Annotated in this window: 16 protein-coding genes; 9 read left to right on the top strand and 7 right to left on the bottom strand. The window is 65.4% G+C overall.

The features are described 5' to 3' along the window. Positions 1-11: 11 nt before the first annotated feature. Both AWC08_RS06925 and AWC08_RS06920 read left to right on the top strand, forming a co-directional pair. Entirely contained in the window at positions 12-788 is a 777-nt protein-coding gene (locus AWC08_RS06925; RefSeq protein ID WP_065133580.1) for a DUF1906 domain-containing protein, read from the top strand. Next, positions 770-1,510 (top strand): C39 family peptidase, encoded by a 741-nt coding sequence (locus AWC08_RS06920; RefSeq protein WP_065133581.1) that lies wholly within the window; start codon positions 770-772, stop codon positions 1,508-1,510. The genes AWC08_RS06925 and AWC08_RS06920 overlap by 19 nt, the downstream gene beginning before the upstream one ends. Positions 1,511-1,574: 64 nt before the next feature. Here AWC08_RS06920 and katG read toward each other — a convergent pair whose 3' ends face one another. Both katG and AWC08_RS06910 read right to left on the bottom strand, forming a co-directional pair. Further along, positions 1,575-3,809 (bottom strand): catalase/peroxidase HPI, encoded by a 2,235-nt coding sequence (gene katG, locus AWC08_RS06915; protein WP_065133582.1) that lies wholly within the window; start codon positions 3,807-3,809, stop codon positions 1,575-1,577. Positions 3,810-3,844: 35 nt separating this feature from the next. After that, a complete protein-coding gene (locus tag AWC08_RS06910; protein WP_065133594.1) occupies positions 3,845-4,261 on the bottom strand; it encodes a Fur family transcriptional regulator in 417 nt (138 codons plus the stop codon). Positions 4,262-4,475: 214 nt separating this feature from the next. On the opposite strand from AWC08_RS06910, the gene AWC08_RS06905 reads away from it, so the two are divergent. Continuing rightward, entirely contained in the window at positions 4,476-5,240 is a 765-nt protein-coding gene (locus AWC08_RS06905) for an alpha/beta fold hydrolase (RefSeq protein WP_232007885.1), read from the top strand. Here AWC08_RS06905 and AWC08_RS06900 read toward each other — a convergent pair. Both AWC08_RS06900 and AWC08_RS06895 read right to left on the bottom strand, forming a co-directional pair. Beyond that, on the bottom strand, positions 5,230-5,700 hold the full coding sequence (locus tag AWC08_RS06900) for an SRPBCC family protein (RefSeq protein ID WP_069433856.1): 471 nt from the start codon (positions 5,698-5,700) through the stop codon (positions 5,230-5,232). The genes AWC08_RS06905 and AWC08_RS06900 overlap by 11 nt on opposite strands. Then, positions 5,697-6,383: a DUF899 domain-containing protein gene (locus tag AWC08_RS06895; protein ID WP_069433855.1), complete on the bottom strand. Its 687-nt coding sequence runs from the start codon at positions 6,381-6,383 to the stop codon at positions 5,697-5,699. Before AWC08_RS06895 ends, AWC08_RS06900 begins: the two co-directional genes overlap by 4 nt. A gap of 190 nt (positions 6,384-6,573) precedes the next feature. Between AWC08_RS06895 and AWC08_RS06890 the strand changes: the two genes are divergently transcribed. The 3 genes from AWC08_RS06890 (at position 6,574) to AWC08_RS06880 (ending at position 8,617) form a co-directional block, all read left to right on the top strand. After that, positions 6,574-7,437 (top strand): cyclopropane mycolic acid synthase family methyltransferase, encoded by an 864-nt coding sequence (locus AWC08_RS06890; RefSeq protein ID WP_065133586.1) that lies wholly within the window; start codon positions 6,574-6,576, stop codon positions 7,435-7,437. A 98-nt stretch (positions 7,438-7,535) separates the two neighbouring features. Further along, positions 7,536-7,814, top strand: coding sequence for a hypothetical protein (locus AWC08_RS06885; protein ID WP_065133587.1), 279 nt, complete (start codon positions 7,536-7,538; stop codon positions 7,812-7,814). A 116-nt stretch (positions 7,815-7,930) separates the two neighbouring features. Beyond that, positions 7,931-8,617, top strand: coding sequence for a class I SAM-dependent methyltransferase (locus AWC08_RS06880; RefSeq protein ID WP_065133588.1), 687 nt, complete (start codon positions 7,931-7,933; stop codon positions 8,615-8,617). On the opposite strand, the gene AWC08_RS06875 is transcribed toward AWC08_RS06880, so the two are convergent. Genes AWC08_RS06875 through AWC08_RS06865 form a run of 3 tightly spaced genes read right to left on the bottom strand, consistent with a single transcriptional unit; the run spans position 8,595 to position 11,663 of the window. Then, positions 8,595-9,638 (bottom strand): MMP endo-(1,4)-3-O-methyl-alpha-D-mannosidase, encoded by a 1,044-nt coding sequence (locus AWC08_RS06875; RefSeq protein ID WP_232007887.1) that lies wholly within the window; start codon positions 9,636-9,638, stop codon positions 8,595-8,597. The genes AWC08_RS06880 and AWC08_RS06875 overlap by 23 nt on opposite strands. Positions 9,639-9,660: 22 nt before the next feature. Further along, complete coding sequence (locus AWC08_RS06870) at positions 9,661-10,419, bottom strand: class I SAM-dependent methyltransferase (protein ID WP_065132288.1); 759 nt, start codon at positions 10,417-10,419, stop codon at positions 9,661-9,663. Then, entirely contained in the window at positions 10,413-11,663 is a 1,251-nt protein-coding gene (locus AWC08_RS06865; RefSeq protein ID WP_069433853.1) for an MMP alpha-(1->4)-mannosyltransferase, read from the bottom strand. The genes AWC08_RS06870 and AWC08_RS06865 overlap by 7 nt, the downstream gene beginning before the upstream one ends. A 333-nt stretch (positions 11,664-11,996) precedes the next feature. On the opposite strand from AWC08_RS06865, the gene AWC08_RS06860 reads away from it, so the two are divergent. The 3 genes from AWC08_RS06860 to AWC08_RS06850 all read left to right on the top strand — a co-directional run bounded on the left by AWC08_RS06860 (position 11,997) and on the right by AWC08_RS06850 (position 14,814). After that, positions 11,997-12,806, top strand: coding sequence for a lysophospholipid acyltransferase family protein (locus AWC08_RS06860; protein WP_069433852.1), 810 nt, complete (start codon positions 11,997-11,999; stop codon positions 12,804-12,806). Position 12,807: 1 nt separating this feature from the next. Next, on the top strand, positions 12,808-13,242 hold the full coding sequence (locus AWC08_RS06855; protein ID WP_069433851.1) for an SRPBCC family protein: 435 nt from the start codon (positions 12,808-12,810) through the stop codon (positions 13,240-13,242). Positions 13,243-13,461: 219 nt separating this feature from the next. Next, a complete protein-coding gene (locus AWC08_RS06850) occupies positions 13,462-14,814 on the top strand; it encodes a PPE family protein, SVP subgroup (RefSeq protein WP_069433850.1) in 1,353 nt (450 codons plus the stop codon). Positions 14,815-14,886: the final 72 nt, after the last annotated feature.

Here is a 14,886-nt window from a genome sequence, read left to right as displayed (position 1 = left end):
ACCATCGCGCCGTGCCCGAATCCGCTTCACCCAGTGGCCCTCGTTACCTGTCACGGCGCGCAGCGTTCACGTACGCCCTTGCGCCGGTGGTGCTCGGTGCGTTCGCAGCGACGGCCCAGGCGCCCAAAGCCTCAGCCGGCAACGGTCAGTTGATCGACTTCGCCTTGCAGAGAATCCCGGCGGAGGAGATCAAGGCGGCCGGCTATGAAGGCGTGGTGAATTACGTCTCCGAGTCACGGCCGGGGATGAACTTCGAAGCCAAGCCGATCACCCGCCAGTACGCCGACTCCCTGCGCGCAGCGGGTCTGCACATCGTCAGCAATTTCCAGTACGGCAAGCCGGGCGGATCCGCGCCCTCGGATTTCACCCGCGGTTACGACGGTGGGGTTGCCGATGCACAGGCGGCGCTGGCGCTGCACAACGCCGCCGGAGGAGGAGCGTCCGCGCCGATCTTCTTCAGCGTGGACGACAACATCGACCAGGGCACCTGGAACAGTCTTGCGCTGCCCTGGTTCCGGGGCATCAACTCGGTGCTCGGCGTGGGCCGCACCGGGATTTACGGGCACTCCCGCGCGTGCGGCTGGGCGATCAACGACAACGTCATCGGGCAGTCGACCACACCGGGTCACCGGTGGGCCTGGCAGACCCGGTCCTGGTCCAACGGAGAGCGAGAACCGGCAGCGGTGCTCTACCAGGGAGTGGTCAACGGGCCGTTGCTGGCCGGGACTCAGATCGACATCGACGACGTCCTCGCGGCCGACTACGGACAATGGGACCTCACCCGATAGCCACGCTGCTCGGTGTGGCCGTGGTGGCCGCATCATCGGCGTGCGGTCCGGTGACCCCGTCGACGCAGGCATCGCCTCAGTCGCAGGTGACCACCAGCACCACGTCCAGCGCTTCGGCGCGGCCGACAACGACGACCGCAGCACGGACGGGCGTCTACGGCGATCCCGCGGCAGCCGCCAAGTACTGGCAACAGCAGTCGCTCGAGGACAACTGTGGTCTGGTTTCGGTGGCGGACGTGGTGGGCCAGATCACCGGTCATGCGCCGACCGAGCAGCAGATGATCGCGTTGGCGGTGAGCACGCCGTCGGGGACCAACCCCGGTCCCATCTATGCGCCGGTGAATGACCCGAGCCACGCGAACGGCACCGGCGGCATCGAAATGGCCGACGAAGTGGTGCTACTCGAGCACTACGGCATCAAGTCGGTGATGACCGACGCCACGACGCATCCGGAACAGACCGGGCTGCCCGCGCTGCAGCGGTACCTCACCGACAGCCGCAAGATCATCGCCTGGGTCAACTCCGCGGTCATCTGGAACACCAGCGATCAGCGCACCGCGGCCGATCACTTCCTGGTGGTCACCGGAATCGACACCAACACCGAAGTCGTTCACCTCAACGACCCCGGCGCCGATCACGCCGACGAACAGGTAGCGATCGCCACCTTCACGACGGCCTGGCAGACCGGGGGCGACTCGATCGTCGTCACCGTGGCCGCCTGAGGGCCCCTGAACGACGGACGCCCCGCGAGCCTGAGCCCGCGGGGCCTCCGATGACCGAAACGGACTACTTCAGGTCGAACCGATCGTTGTTCATGACCTTGACCCAGGCCGCGACGAAGTCCTCGACGAACTTGCCGTGGTTGTCGTCCTGGGCGTACACCTCGGCCAGCGCACGCAACACCGAATTCGAGCCGAACACAAGGTCATTCGCGGTGGCGGTCCACTTAAGTTCGCCGGTTGCCCGGTCGTGACCCTCGTAGACGTTCTCGGAGTTCTCCGACGCCTTCCATTCGGTGCCCATGTCGAGCAGGTTGACGAAGAAGTCGTTCGTCAGCTTGCCGGTCTGGTTGGTGAACACACCGTGCTTGCTCCCGCCGTGGTTGGCGCCGATGGCACGCAACCCACCGATGAGCACCGTCATCTCCGGCCCGGACACACCTAGCATGTAGGCCCGGTCCAGGAGCAACTGCTCGAGCGGAGCCTTCTCGCCGGGGCGGAAGTAGTTGCGGAACCCGTCTGCCCGCGGTTCGAGCACCGCGAACGACTCCACATCGGTGTTCTCCTGGGAGGCGTCGGTTCGGCCCGGCGCAAAGTGCACCGAGATCTCATACCCCGCGTCCTTGGCCGCCTTCTCCACGGCGGCAGAACCGGCCAGCACGATCAGGTCGGCCAGCGAGACCTTCTTGCCGCCGGAAGCGGAGCCGTTGAAGTCCTGCTGGATCTGGGTGAGAACCGGCAGCACCTTGTCCAGCTCGGAGGGCTCGTTGACCTCCCAGCTCTTCTGCGGTTCCAGACGCAGCCGGGCCCCGTTGGCGCCGCCCCGCTTGTCGGTGTTGCGGTAGCTGGCTGCTGCCGACCACGCCGTCTTCACCAGTTGCTGAACCGACAGACCCGACTCGAGCACCTTGGACTTCAGCGCGGCGATGTCGCTTTCGTCGACCAGTTCGTGGTCGACCGCGGGGACCGGGTCCTGCCACAGCTGCGGCTCCGGGATCCACGGTCCGAGATAGCGGCTGACCGGTCCCATGTCGCGGTGCAACAGCTTGTACCACGCCTTGGCGAAGGCCTCGGAGAGCTCCTCGGGGTGTTCCAGCCAGCGCTGGGTGATCTGCCGGTAGATCGGGTCCTCGCGCAGCGAGACGTCGGTGACCAGCATGGTCGGGTTGCGCCCCGGGCCGCCGAACGGGTCGGGAATGGTGCCCGCACCGGCGCCGTCCTTCGCGGTGAACTGCCATGCCCCGCCGGGGCTCTTGGTCAGCTCCCACTCGAAGCCGTACAGGGTCTCCAAGAAGGTGTTGTCCCACTTGGTCGGCGTCGGCGTCCACACCACCTCCAGGCCGCTGGTGATGGCGTCCTTGCCGCTACCGGTGCCGAAGGTGCTCTTCCAGCCCAGCCCCTGCTGCTCGATGGGGGCAGCCTCGGGCTCGGGCCCGACAGGGTCGGCGCTGGCACCGTGTGTCTTGCCGAAACTGTGGCCACCCACGATGAGTGCGGCGGTCTCTTCGTCGTTCATGGCCATGCGGCCGAACGTCTCGCGGATGTCGCGCGCCGCGGCGACCGGATCCGGCTTTCCTTCGGGGCCTTCGGGATTGACGTAGATCAGTCCCATCGTCGTGGCGCCGTAGGGCTGTGCCAGGTCACGCTCGCCGGAGTAGCGCTTGTTGGTGCCCATCCATTCGTCTTCTTCGCCGAAGAGGACTTCCTCCGGCTCCCAGACGTCCTCGCGGCCGAACGCGAAGCCGAAGGTCGCAAAGCCCATGTCTTCCAGGGCCACGTTCCCGGCGAGCACCAGCAGGTCGGCCCAAGAGATCTTATTTCCGTGCTTCTTCTTGACGGGCCACAGCAACCGGCGCGCCTTGTCCAGGCTGGCGTTGTCCGGCCAGCTGTTGAGCGGCGCGAACCGCTGCAAGCCTTGTCCGGCGCCGCCGCGACCGTCATAGATGCGGTAGGTGCCGGCCGCATGCCAGCTCATGCGGATGAAGAAGCCGCCGTAGTGGCCGTAGTCGGCCGGCCACCAGTCCTGAGAAGTCGTCATCACCGAGACCAGGTCGGCCTTGAGCGCCTCGACGTCAAGCTTGGCGAACTCGGCGGCGTAGTCGAAATCGTCGCCGAGCGGGTTGGCCTGCGGCGAGTGAGGGTGCAGCTTGGACACGTCGACCTGGTTGGGCCACCAGTCCTGGTTGGTGCGCGGCGCACCTTCTTTCGGGGTGGGCGACGGGATTGCCGGGTTCTCGCTCTCGCTCGTGCTCGCCGAGTCGCTGGCGTGAGGAGGTCGGCTATCGGATGTATCGGATGACACAGCATTCCTTCCGGGTTATCTGAAACGGGCTGCGATCACGGTTGTGATCGGGAATCAGTACTCGAGCAGTCGGGGCACAGGCCCCAGTAGATGACTTCGGCCTCGTCGAGGACGAACCCATCCAACACGTTGTTGTCGTCTGAGGGGGTCAGACACGGCGTAGCACCGACGGCGCAATCCACATCGCCGATGACCCCGCAGGATCTGCACACGACGTGGTGGTGGTTGTCGCCGACCCGCGATTCATAGCGGGCGACCAGACCTGAGGGCTGAATCCGCCGCACCAGCCCCGCGGCGGTCAGCGCATTGAGCACGTCGTAGACGGCTTGCCGGGACACATCGGGCAACCCCACTCGCACGGCGGAGAAGATCGTGTCGGTGTCGGCATGAGGATGCGCATGAACCGCCTCCATCACTGCAATCCGCGGCCGCGTTACCCGTAAATCGGCCATTCGCAACTGCTCGGCGTGATCCGAGGACACATGCTCATACTCCGCACTTATCTGGAGTCAGTCAAGACTTTGCCGGAGGCCAATGCGGTACCAATGCAGGTATTTTTGAGACCGATCCGACCACCCGAAAACGCAGGAGTCCATGGCTGCCCAGCACGTTCACTGGACGCCGTCGGGCGTCCGGCTGCGTCTCCACAGGCGGTGCGAAGGCGGGGTGAACTGGCTTTTCCTACCAGGCGGTCCGGGTATCGGGTCGGAATCCCTCGAGGAACTCGTCGACGCCGTGGCGGTGTGCGGAAGCTCCTGGCTGGTCGACCTACCCGGCGACGGTTCAAACACGAACGCTCCCGGCGCCACGACGGATCCCTACCGGCTGTGGCCTCAGGTCTTGCTCGAAGCCGCACAGGCCGTCGAGCATCCGGTCTATGTCGGGCATTCCACCGGCGGCCAATATCTGCTGGCGACCCCCGCATTGGCCGCGATGCTCGAAGGCATGGTGCTGATCAGCACTGCTCCCGACGCATCGTGGATTCCGGTCTACGAAGAGATGACCGCCAACAACCCGTTGCCGGGTTTTGAAAATGCGGCGGCCCGATACGAGGCGGACCCCACCGGCGAACACCTGCGCGAGCTCGCGCTGCGATCGGCGCCGTGGAACTTCGCCGCCGACAATCTCGCCGCCGGAGCCGAACTGCTAGGGCGGATGCCATACAACGTCGACGCCGTGCGGTGGTCAGCGGAGCATTTCGACCGCGACTACCGATTGGCGTGGTGGCCCACCGCGTTGCCGACCTTGATCGTCAGCGGCTCGGCGGACCGGATCGTCACGCAGTGGTTGTGGCAGCAGGAACGATTTCACAACGACAACGTGATCTGGCGGGTCATCTCCGAGGCGGGCCACTTTCCCTGGATTGAGCAACCCACCGCGGTACGCGATGCGTTCGCCGAACTCGCGGCACGCCTGGGCATCAGTCCGTGACCGAGCGCTCCAGACTGGCCAGCGACGCACCGAGATAATCCTCCGGGAAAGGCGGCATCCCACCGATCTGGTCGCGAAACTCCTGCGACGTAGCTGTCCAGTCGTAGGTGAGTGTGACGTCGGTCTGGTCACCGTCTGCGGCCAGCTCGTACCGCCAGAACCAGCCACCTGCAGCGTGATTGCCGGCGGGGTCGAGCCGGCCCGGCATCCACGCGATGGTGCGGTCCTGGTCGAATTCCGTGACCAGGTTGTAGGTGACGTAGTCACCGCCGGCCGCCTCGAGGTACATGTTCATGGCGAAGATCTGACCGGTACCGGTGATCGGTTCGGCGTCGACCGCGTCACGGACCCAGTCGGTGGGTTCGGTGTCGCGATGGCGGGCCGGGTCGGACAGCACAGAGAAGATCGCCGTCGGCGTAGCCGAGATGGTTCTGGTCGCCACGAAGCAGTCGCTACTCATTCTTGGTCCTCTCCGTAGGCACGGGCGATGTCAGGCGAGGTCGACCACCCGGAGTAGGTGGGCCTCGACGGCCATCCGGGCGGCGAATCGAGCCACTCCTCCTGTCGACCCCAGGGCAGTATGTCGATTAGCGCAAAGGAGTGGCTGAGCTGCTCGGTGCCGCGGCCGTTAGTGTGCCAGGTGCGGTAGACGGTGTCACCGTCGCGCAGGAACACGTTGACAGCGAAGCCACCGCCGGGCGGGGCGTCCATGTCCGTGCCGAACGAGCTCTCCGACGACGAATACCACTGCATCCGGTTGCCGACCCTGCGGCGGTAAGCGAGCGCCGCGTCGATCGGTCCGTTGGTGACGATGACGAACCGCGCGTCGTAATTGCCGAGAAACTCCAGCCGGGTGAACTGCGAAGTGAAGCCGGTGCATCCACTGCACTGCCACTCCGCACCGGGCGACCACATGTGGTGATAGACGATGAGCTGCGAGCGTCCGTCGAAAACCTCAGCCAGGCGAATCGGCCCGTCGGCGCCGATCAACGTGTACTCAGGCAAGGCCACCATCGGCAACCGGCGCCGCTGGGCGGCGATGGCGTCCAATTCGCGGGTCGCGGCCTTCTCGCGGTCGCGCAGTTGGTCGAGCTGAGCACGCCAGGTCTGCTGGTCAACGATCGGCGGCATGGCCTTGTACATGGGATCCACCTTGTCTCCTGATGTGTCCGGTCGGTGGGTATGACCCGCCGCAGACGAGAAACTCATCGTCGGCGTGATGTGACCTAGCCGGTGGTTTCATCTTGGCCCGACGGGGAACTAGGTACCCGCCGGCGTCGGGCATGCCGGACTCCCACCAGGGAGCTCAGGCGCCACGAAAGGCATAACCCGCTTGTCTCAGCACTTGCAGCCGCACTTCGACGACGTGCAGGCACATTACGACTTGTCCGATGACTTCTTCCGGTTGTTTCTGGACCCCACCCAGACTTACAGCTGCGCATATTTCGAGCGCGACGACATGACGCTGGAAGAGGCCCAGCTCGCCAAGATCGATCTGTCGCTGGGCAAGCTGGGCCTGCAACCCGGCATGACGCTGCTGGACGTCGGTTGCGGATGGGGTGCCACGATGCGCCGCGCAATCGAGAAGTACGACGTGAATGTCGTAGGACTGACCCTCTCCAAGAACCAGGCCGCGCATGTGCAGAAGACGTTCGACGCAATGGATACCCCGCGCAGCCGCCGCGTGCTGCTGCAAGGCTGGGAACAATTCACCCAGCCCGTCGACCGCATTGTGTCGATCGGCGCGTTCGAACACTTCGGCCACGACCGCTACCAGGATTTCTTTTCGCTGGCCTACAAGCTCCTGCCGGCTGACGGCGTTATGCTGCTGCACACGATCACTGGATTGACCCGCGAACAACTCGCCAAGAGCGGTTTGCCTATCTCGATGAACCACATCAAGTTCGCGAAATTCATTGTCACAGAGATCTTCCCGGGCGGCCGGTTGCCGGATACCGATATTGTCGCCGACTTCTCGGAGAAGGCGGGATTCCGGCTGACCAGACGCCAATCGCTGCAGCAGCACTACGCCAAGACCCTCGATCGGTGGGCCGCGGCCCTCGAGTCGCGCCGGGACGAGGCCATCGCCATTCAGTCACAAGAGGTCTACGACCGGTATATGAAATACCTGACCGGCTGCGCCGAACATTTCCGCACCGGCTATATAGACGTCAATCAGTTCACGCTGGAAAAGTAACCGTCGCCCGTTCCGCGGTGGGGCAATTCCACCGGTGTTTGGGAATGCGCGCTGCGGTCTATAGATAGCTACGTCTCCGATTTCAGAAAGGGCTATTGATGAAACCCCTCGCACCTGCCGCGATTGTTATCGCCGCGCTGATGTTCAGCGGATGTTCGGCGTCAAAGGTCATCAACACCGGTGGCGATACCAAGTGCAAAGACTTCACCAGCCAGGACGAGAAGAAACAGAGTGAGGAGGTCAGCAAGATGCTCAAAGACAAGAGCGGCGCCGAGCCGACCTCACTGGAGATCAACGCGACCCGCCTCTCGGCCCAGACGTACTGCCAGACGTTGGGCAAGCCGGACAGCAAGATCTCCGAGGCCCCGCACGGCTGACGTATAGGCCTTCTGGACAGCCGGACGGCTGTCCAGAAGGATCCCTTCCTCATCCGCGCCAGCAAGGACGCCGACCAGGCTGCCGCCGCGCCCAGGGCGAGCGATAAGTTCGTCTGATGAGCGATGATGCCACCGGCTTTACGGCGCGCGTGCTCGCGCTCGCCGAGCAGGTACAGGGCTTCATGCCCGGCGACGAGGGGCGCGCCCTGTACGACGCCGCACTGCGTTATCTCGACGGCGGCATCGGAGTGGAGATCGGCACCTACTGCGGCAAATCCACCATGCTGCTCGGCGCGGCGGCGCAACAGCGCAACAGCGTGCTCTACACGATCGACCATCATCACGGATCGGAAGAGCATCAGGCCGGCTGGGAATTCCACGACACGTCGCTCGTCGACGAGGTGACCGGGCTTTTCGACACGTTGCCGACCTTCCGCCGGAACCTCGACGCCGCCGGCCTCGACGACCACGTGGTGGCCATTGTCGGCAAATCCCCGATCGTTGCTCAGGGATGGCGCTCGCCGCTGCGGTTCCTGTTCATCGACGGCGGTCACACCGAGGCTGCGGCTGCGCGCGACTTCGAGGGATGGGCCAAGTGGTTGGTCGCCGACGGCGGTCTCGTCATCCACGACGTGTTCCCCGACCCCAACGACGGAGGTCGCGCACCATACCAAATCTATTGTCGCGCACTGGCTTCCGGCCAGTTCCGAGAGGTTGGGGCGACCGGGTCGCTGCGGGTGCTGGAACGCACCGGCGGTCAGGCCGGCGAGCCGGTCGAGACTAGCGACTCGGGCCGGCCGTAACGCACTCGCAGTCGAAATCGGTTTGCAGGCCCACCGGTAGGGCGTGCCCACGAAAAATTCCGCTGCCTGGCGTCGTTCCCGACAGCGCGTCGGCGGCCAGGATCATCGCCGCACCCGTCCACGTGGTGCGCTCCTCCGGCCAACGCTTACCGTCGGCGAACACCAGACCGGTCCAATAGGAGCCGTCGCCTTCACGCAGATGTTGCATGGCGCCGAATTGTCGGTGTGCGGCTGACCGGTGACCGATGGCGTCCAACGCCATGACCAGTTCGCATGTCTCCGCTCCCGTGACCCAGGGCCGGTCGACCACACAGCGAATGCCGAGATCGCCCACCACGAAATCGTCCCAGCGCTGCCGGATTCGCGACGCGGCGGCCGAACCACGCAACGCGCTCCCGAGGATGGGGTAGTACCAGTCCATCGAGTAGCGGTCCTTCTCGGTGAACGCTTCGGGGTGGGCGACGATCGCATGGCCCAGTCGGCCCAGCGCGAGTTCCCATTCCGGCTGCGGTTCCCCGATCAGCGCGGCGAGCGCCAGCGCGCACCGGATGCTGTGAAATATGCTCGCGCACCCAGTCAGCAACGCTTCCTGGAGCGGACCGGCTGCGCTTCGGGCCCAACAAATTTCACCGTAACCGACTTGCAGGTCGATGACGAAGTCGATCGCCCGCTGCACCACCGGCCACATCAGAGCGGCGAATCTCTCGTCGCCGGTAACCAGCACGTGGTGCCAGACACCGGTGGCGATATAAGCGCAGAAGTTGCTGTCGCTGTTGACATCTTCGACGATGCCGGCCCGGATCTGGATCGGCCAGGAGCCGTCCGGACGCTGCATTCGACGGCACCAGTCAAATGCTGCCCGCGCGGGTTCCAGCAACCCCGCCGCGGTCAGCGCCATGGCGCTTTCCACGTGGTCCCACGGATCGGTGTGCCCCCCGGTGAACCAGGGGATCGCCCCGGACGGCTCCTGGGCGGCCGCGATGGATAGCGCAGTCTGCCGGCACTGCTCGGGGGTCACCACACCGGCGACACCCGGCGCGTTGTCATCCCGACGCAACTGAATATCCCTGCGCAGTACGGCTTTGCACCGAGTGGGGCTTGGTGAAGTACATGGCGACGCTCTTACCCATCAGTGGATTGAGCACGTTCTCGGCGACCTGGGTGATCTTCGGCCGCTGCATGAGATCCCACACCAGCAGCTTGTGGTAGGCGGTTACGGCCGGATGGTCATTCTTGGACGTTCCCACGGCGCATTTGAGCCACCAGAACGGTGAGTGCAGGGCATGGGCGTGATGGGTGTGCGTCAGATCCATTCCGCGACCGGCGATCTTGTCACGTAGCGCGCTGGCGCGGTAAATCCTGACGTGGCCGCCCTCGTTGCTGTGATACTCCTCGGACAGCAACCAGCACACTCGCTCAGGCAGCCACCGCGGCACGCTGACTGCCAGCACGCCACCGACTTTGAGGACTCGGACCAGTTCGGCGATGGCCGCGTCGTCTTCGGGTATGTGCTCCAAGATCTCCGAGGCGATCACGCAGTCGAACGTCTCGTCGGCGTAGGGCAAATTGAGCGCGTCGCCCCGAACCACCTTCGCCGAGGCCGTTTTCGGTGCCTCGCCGGTCTCGGCCATCGCGCGCAACAAGGTGTCGACCGACCGCAGTTCGGCGGCGTCCTGGTCGAAAGCGACCACATCCGCACCCCGCCGGTAGGCCTCGAAGGCGTGCCGGCCGGCCCCACAACCCACGTCGATGACCGTTGTCGCGGGACCGATCCCGAGCCGGTCGAAATCAACCGTCAGCATCGCGGCCCGCCCTCGACCGCCCGGCGTTGTATCGCCCGTTGGTAGACCTGGACTGTTTGGGCGGCCACCGCATCCCAGCTGAAGACGTTGACCGCCCGGTTACGTCCGGCCGCGCCCAGGCTGCGGCGGCGCTCCGGTGAATCCAGCAGCTTCCCGAGGGCGTGAGTCAGGGCGTCGACGTCAGCCGCTGCCACCAACTCGGCGCAAGCACCGTCGGTTCCAAGGACTTCGGGCAGCGCACCGACTCGGCTGGCGACGATGGGTGTGCCACTCGCCATCGCTTCCACCGCCGGCAGCGAAAAACCTTCGTAGAGCGAGGGAATACACGCGACCTCTGCCGATGCGAACAGCGCCGCAAGCTCGGTATCGGGTAGCCCGCTGGCGATGTGCACGATGTCGGAGATGCCCAGTTCGGCAATCAGCTTGTGGGTCGGACCGTTGGTTTCGACTTTGGCGACCAATCGCAATTCCAGGTCCCGGCTGGTGCGGAGTCGGGCGACGGCGTGCAACAGGGTGCTGACACCCTTGAGTGGCGTGTCCGCGCTGGCGATCGCCATCACCCGCCCGGGTTGCCGTGGCGCCGAACCCGGCTTGAACAGCTCGGTGTTCACCCCCAGCGGCACCACGTGCAACTGCTCCGGGGACACGCCGAAGTCCGTCACGATGTCCGACGCCGAGGACGACGAGACGGTCAGTAGGTCGGGAATCTGACGCGCCACCTGCTTCTGCATGGTGGAGAATCCATACCAGCGGTGCACCAACGGCTTTCGCCACCATCGCGCGGCGGCCAGATCAAGCAGCCGGTCACGGGTGATGGGGTGGTGCACGGTCGCCACCACAGGCATACCGGCGGCGATGGTGAGCAATCCTGTTCCCAGGCTTTGATTGTCGTGCACGACGTCGAAATCGCCTGCCCGTTCCGCCAGTAACCGCGCCACCCGCAGCGTGAAGGTTCGTGGTTCGGGAAATCCAGCGGTCCACATGGTGGCCAACTCGAGCAGGTCGATGGAGTCCCGGATCTCGCTCGGCCGGGGCACCCGGAAAGGGTCCGGCTCGCGGTACAGGTCGAGACTCGGGACCTTCGTCAGCCGAACCCGGGGATCGAGCAGTTCCGGATACGGCTGGCCGGAGAACACCTCCACCTCGTGACCGAGGTCCACCAGACCGCGGCTGAGGTGGCGCACATAGACACCCTGTCCGCCGCAGTGGTCTTTACTCCGGTAAGACAGCAGAGCGATTCGCATACTCAACCCTTCGCCGCCAGCGATCGACCAGGACAAGGGGAGAAAGGCGCCAATCTCATTGCTGTCAACGCACCCGCGAACGACCGGACAGCAAACTGGACATGTGTCCAGATTATAGTTCGGTCGGCTAATTGACGCAAACCAAACCCCCCACTGATCGCAGCGACGTGCCCACGCGGCACGCATCGCACTCGCACAGTTCCCGGCTACCGTTCTGAACCGGTCGAGCCTAAGTCAGGCTCGTCTCAAGCTAAGACAACCACAGCCATTAGCGCGAAGCCGCGCGGCCTCAACCGCGATTAAATCGCGTCAAATCGGTTTAGTCTCATCGTGATGACTCGGCAACGACTTCCCAAAGAACTTCGCCATCGCGATCCTGAGTTCATTCGCGCCGTGCTGCCCCCGCTATGGTTGGCCTCCACCGTGTGGTTTCGGGCCGAGGTGCACGGCTTCGAGAATGTGCCGGACGAACCGGTGCTGTTCGTGGGCAATCACAGCGGCGGGGGAGCGACTCCGGATACGTTCGTTTTCCTGCTGGCCTACAACACCTACTTCACCGTCGAAGGCCGTCCCCTCTACGCGCTGGCGCACGACACCGTCACGGCCGCGCCGGTCATCGGCGGGCTGACCCGCAAGCTCGGCGTGGTCCCTGCCGCCAATTCCTTCGCCGAGCGCATCTTCGACAGTGGCGGCTCGGCGCTCGTCTACCCGGGCGGGGATGTTGAGGCCCTGCGCCCCTGGCGCGACCGCAACAAAATCATCTTCTCGGGCCGCAAAGGATTCTTGCGGCTGGCCCACAAATGCAACGTGAAGATCGTGCCTGTGGTGGCGACCGGCGGCCATGACACCTTGATCGTGCTCAACGACGGCCGCCGCACCGCGCAGCTGCTGCGCTTGGACAAACTGGCACGGGTGAAAAGCATGCCGATGACGCTGAGCATTCCCTGGGGACTGTCCCCGCTCCCGCTGCCGCACTTTCCACTTCCGGCGAAGATTCGCATGCAGGTGCTCGACCCGATCGACGTGCGGGCCAGATTCGGCGACGAGCCGCATTGGGACCAGGCGCTGGCCTATGTCACCAGCATCATGCAAGTTGGCCTGTCAAAGCTGGCCAGCAAGACCATCGTCCCGATGATCCGGTGACATGACCCAGACCGTCACCGTTTCCCGTCATGTCAACTGCCCGCTCGCCACAAGCGGCCCTTTCATCACCGACCCGCACAGTCTGCTTCCCCAGGTGTCCACTTTCAGCCGCTGCCGGTTCGTCAAAGCGCGCGATGACGGCGAGCTGTGGGACGTCTATCTGGACAGTGGCACCATTCAGCTCGGTGGCCGGGTGCTGATCACACCGCCGACCGGCAGCCTGCTGAAGTGGCGAGCCGTACAGGGAACGCGGCACTCCTTCGCGGCGCTCGTCGAACCCGACGGCGACGGCAGCCGCCTGACCCTGGCCTTGACGTTTTCTACCACCGGTCTAGGTATCGCCCGGCTCAGCGAGTGGCTCGGGCGCGGTTTGGTCGCCCGGAATCTGGAGGCAGCGGCCGAGGAGATCAGGCACTTCCTCGAATTCGAGAGGTAGCCCCCCAGGCGGCCGCTGCCGGACCGGCGTTTCGGTGATGAGCTGAATATGTGCTTTATTGGTAAAGGCTGTGCAAACGGCAGGCGACGAGCTGTTGTCTGGCGTAGCGCTACGAGGTGATGTCCGCTCACAGGGCCCAGCGGGGGTTCGGGCCGAGCGTGGATTGAACGTCATGGCAAATCGGTTGCCCAGCCGACCACACCGATCGGAGGAGGCGTGATGGACTTCGCGTTGTTGCCGCCGGAGATCAACTCGGCGTTGATGTACGCCGGCCCGGGCTCCGGATCGATGCTGGCTGCCGCCGCGGCGTGGGACGAGCTCTCCGGCGAGCTCTACGCAATGGCCAGTTCCTACCAGTCGGTGGTCACGGCCCTGACCGCCGGACCATGGGTCGGCCCAGCGTCAGCGGAGATGGCCGCGGCCGCTTCCCCGTACATCGCGTGGCTCAGAGTCACCGCCCTACAGGCTGAACACACCGCTGGCCAGGCCAAAGCAGCAGCTGTCGCTTACGAGACCGCGTTCGCCGAAACGGTCCCGCCGCCGGTGGTCGCGGCAAACCGCAGCTTGCTGATGGCGCTGATAGCGACCAATCTCTTCGGCCAGAACACCCCGCTGATCGCACTGACTGAGACTCAGTACGCCGACATGTGGGCGCAGGACACGTCCGCCATGCAGGGCTATGCGGCGTCTTCGGCGGCTGCGACGACGCTGACGCCGTTCGCCGAGCCTTCGTCCAGCACCGAGTCCGGCGGCTTGCCGGCGCAAGCGGCCGCGGTCAGCCAGGCCACCGGAACTGCCGCCGGGGAGGTGCAGAACGCCGTCTCCTCGGCGGAGCAGGCGTTGGCCGCTGTGCCCACGGCGTTAGCCGGTCTGGCCACCCCCGCTCCGGCCGCGGCGATTTCGCCGTTCGACATCGTGACGCTCCTCGACTTCGGCGCGGGTCTCGTCAGCGGGTCAATAGACGGAGTTCTTGCGACGACTGCCCTGCCGTACGACGTCGCCGGCTACCACGTCGGTGTGCACACCGACGACATCATCAGCGGTTGGGCGGGAGTCGAGAGCTGGCCGGGGGCGGGCGCCGTGCCACCGACCGAATTCCCGGTGATCACCAACGTCGGCCAGCCGATGTCCGCCGGCCTGGGCGAGGCGGCATCGGTCGGCGGACTGTCGGTCCCACCCGGTTGGACCACCGCGGCCCCTGGCTTCCGGCTCGCGGCGCTGACGTCGCCCGCCACCAGTGTCGGCGCCGCCGCGGAGGCTTCCGCGGCGGAGGGCGCCGGGGCGCTGTTCGGCCAGATGGCGGTGGCCGGCATGGCCGGGCGGGCGATGGCCGGCACCGTCGGCACCAGCGGGTCGGGCGGCGCGCGCACCAAGGAGCGGCTCGGGGTGGCTAAACGCGGAACGCCGGCGGCGGACGTCGCGGAGGAGCCTGCGACGCCGGCGCCGGTGCTGCCCGGCGGCCCGATCACGAGCATCGCCGCCGAACTGCGTGAACTTGCGTCGCTACGCGACGCCGGCATCCTCACCGAAGCGGAGTTCACCGAGCAGAAGCAACGCCTGCTGCCGCACTAGGGTCCCGGGCTGCGTCTGCTCACCGTCCGGCCGCGACCGCACGGCTAGATGGCTACGCCTCACCGGGCGTTC

The organism is Mycobacterium gordonae, from assembly GCF_002101675.1.
GTDB classification, from domain to species: Bacteria; Actinomycetota; Actinomycetes; order Mycobacteriales; family Mycobacteriaceae; genus Mycobacterium; species Mycobacterium gordonae.
The sequence above is the reverse complement of the archived record's forward strand: the minus strand, read 5'-3'. Positions and strand labels throughout refer to the sequence as shown.